This window comes from uncultured Campylobacter sp. (assembly GCF_938045625.1).
Classification (GTDB): Bacteria; Campylobacterota; Campylobacteria; order Campylobacterales; family Campylobacteraceae; genus Campylobacter_A.
The window spans coordinates 1-2,455 of sequence record NZ_CALIAV010000026.1; the positions used below are offsets into that span (position 1 = coordinate 1).

2 protein-coding genes are annotated in these 2,455 nt (G+C 43.8%); one reads left to right on the forward strand and one right to left on the reverse strand.

The features are described from left to right. Nucleotides 1-321: 321 nt before the first annotated feature. Nucleotides 322-918: a CDP-alcohol phosphatidyltransferase family protein gene (locus tag Q0386_RS02640; protein ID WP_299026688.1), complete on the forward strand. Its 597-nt coding sequence runs from the start codon at nt 322-324 to the stop codon at nt 916-918. Between the two features lie 650 nt (nt 919-1,568). On the opposite strand, the gene hcp is transcribed toward Q0386_RS02640, so the two are convergent. Next, the coding region (gene hcp, locus Q0386_RS02645; protein ID WP_299026690.1) for a hydroxylamine reductase at nt 1,569-2,455 on the reverse strand (887 nt) is incomplete at its 5' end.

A 2,455-nucleotide genomic window follows, 5' to 3' on the forward strand; every position in this document is an offset into this window, starting at 1 on the left:
GCTTTAGTTCTCTTGCGATATGTTATCTGTTTTTGTAAATTTGTTTTTGGTTTTAGAAATTTGTGTTTTTGACTAATAGCAATATAGAAAAGGTGTTATTGAAGTTCGGAAATTTAAACATTTGTGTCCATATACGATCTTGATTTATTTTTATGAAAATGTCAGCAGCTAATATTGATTTATCTTATTTGCTATAAAGTCCTATAGACTAAATAAATGCAAAGAATTAAGTGGGGCGTTAAAAAATACACACAAATCTTCATTAAACTTTATCCAAGTATTTTTTAGGGAAAATACTAAATTAAAATTATTTGGAGCATCATGAGTATTTACGAGCTAAAACCCAAATTCCAAAACCTACTTCGTCCCCTAGTAAGACGCCTTTATGGCGCGGGCGTTACGGCAAATCAAGTCACATTAGCAGCCTGCGTTTTGTCTATTTTACTAGGTGCACTACTAATCAAATTTGCCGACGTCTACACTCTATTTTTTCTTCTACCAGTTTGGATGTTTTTACGTATGGCCTTAAACGCTATCGACGGTATGCTGGCTCGTGAATTTAATCAAAAAACGAAGCTAGGAGGTTATCTAAACGAAGCTACCGACGTCATCTCTGATGCCGCTCTTTATATTCCGTTTGCTTTTGTGGCGCCTTTTGGCTGGGGCGTTATCTCGCTCGTTATTTTTTTATCTTTTATGAGCGAGTTTTTAGGAGTTCTTGGGCAGGTGCACGGTAGCGGTAGGTGTTACGATGGACCTATGGGTAAGAGCGATCGCGCATTCGTATTCGGGCTTATAGGCACTATATATGCGGTATTTGGTCAGCTGCCCACATGGTTTAGTTGGACGCTTTACGCGGTGGCGCTTTTGCTTGTGCTTACCTGCATAAATCGCGTTAGAATGGGGTTAAAAAGTTAGTTTAATAAAATACGTGGCATAAATTTAAGGAATGAAGCAAAAATAGGATGACGTATTTTTGCAAATTTATGCCTAGACTCCCATAAATCAAACGATATAATCCCAAAACAATATCCAACTGCAATGCTATAACATTTGGCGCAGTTTACGGTACGGCCAAATTTGGTTTAAAAGGTTTATAAAGCGCTAGCGTGGGGTTAGCGGGTAAGCAATAAATTTCAATCCGTACTCAGATGAATTCTTTAAAAATAGCCGAAAAATATAGCATGGTCGTGGGAAAACTTTATCAAAAAGATAGCCAAATTTACGGATGACGCAAGCTAGTCAAATTTAAAAAACAAGGATTACGATAACCGTACAAAAAACTAAATTTGGCGAGTATGTCAAATTTGCAAATTCTGTTTTTACTAAAGTTATCTTATTGTTAAGGCGAGCGGGTATTTTTGTTTAAGTTGTAGGTTTGGTGGTTAAGATCGCTTTTTATTAAGCAAAGACTATGTAATACTCGTGTTGTAAAACGAAATTTGTCGCCCGCCGAAATTTTAAAATTTAGCGAGCGGAAGCGGATTACGGGCGCGAGAAATCGCGAGAAATTCCGCGCGCCGTTTTATGCAGCATTCGCGCACCCGCAAAGATTGCCCAAGCGACGGTTATTCGCCCAGGAAGTATTTCAGGTCCGCCTGCGCGTCGCCGCTGATTAGGCGAAGGCCGAAATTTTGCACCAAAAAGCCCAAAATTTCATCGTTGAAAAACTCAGGCACCGTAGGGCCTACGTTTATATTCTTAATGCCCAGGCTAAATAGCGCAAGTAGGATGATGACCGCCTTTTGCTCCATCCACATCAGTACGATCGAGACCGGCAGGTCGTTTACCGCGATGCCAGTAGCCTTGCTAAGCGCCAGAGCGATCTTGACCGCGCCGTTGCTGTCGTTGCACTGACCTAGGTCGATATAGCGCGGAAGCTCGGTGCCGGGCACGGTTCCAAAATCCACGTCGTTAAAGCGGAATTTGCCGCAGCTGGAGGTCAAAATCACGCAGTCTTTCGGCAGGCTAAGCGCTAGCTCGCGGTAATACTCGCGTCCTTTGCCCGGCGCGTCGCAGCCCGCGATGACGAAAAAGCGGCGGATTTTGCCCGATTTGATCGCATCTAAAATTTGCGGCGCGAGGCTTAAAATCGTCTTATAGTGTCCGCCCGTCACCAAGCTCTCGCCGCTATCCATACTCACGTCGCCGCATGCAAGCGCGCACTCGATAAGCGGCGTAAAATCGTCGTTTTGGATATGTTTGACGCCGTCGGTACCCGCGATAGAGTAGCCAAAGAGCCTGTCTGCGTAGCTACAGGAGGAGCGAAGCGGCACGATGCAGTTTGTTGTCATCAAAATCGCGCCTTTAAACTCGTTAAAAAGCTTGGTCTGATCGAACCACGCCTTGCCGACGTTGCCCTTTAGGTGCGGATACTTGCGAAGCTGTGGATAGCCGTGTGCAGGAAGCATCTCGGAGTGGGTGTAGATATTGATGCCCTTGCCCTCGGTCGCTT

Coding starts and splice junctions, on each gene's coding strand:
- Q0386_RS02640 (WP_299026688.1), top strand. CDS start 322: ATGAGTATTTACGAGCTAAAACCCAAATTCCAAAACCTACTTCGTCCC.